This window comes from Pseudomonas sp. dw_358, assembly GCF_018449655.1.
GTDB lineage: Bacteria > Pseudomonadota > Gammaproteobacteria > Pseudomonadales > Pseudomonadaceae > Aquipseudomonas.
Genome location: NZ_JAAVUX010000062.1, coordinates 1 through 221 on the forward strand (window position 1 = coordinate 1; position 221 = coordinate 221).

Consider the following 221-nt stretch of genomic DNA (forward strand, 5'->3'; position numbering starts at 1 on the left):
ATCTAGCCAAAGACTAGAAATCAACATTCACGCACCCGTCACCGGATGGAATGCTCATTTCTAAGCTTTCAACAGCAGAAGCAGTAATGGTGGAGCCAAACGGGATCGAACCGTTGACCTCCTGCGTGCAAGGCAGGCGCTCTCCCAGCTGAGCTATGGCCCCGTATTTCTACAGGCTTTTCCCACACAAAAGTTGGTGGGTCTGGGCAGATTCGAACTGC

1 tRNA gene is annotated in these 221 nt (G+C 52.0%); it reads right to left on the bottom strand.

The features are described 5' to 3' along the window. Window positions 1–87 precede the first annotated feature (87 nt). Window positions 88–163 (bottom strand) — tRNA-Ala (locus tag HB675_RS25730). Window positions 164–221 lie beyond the last annotated feature (58 nt).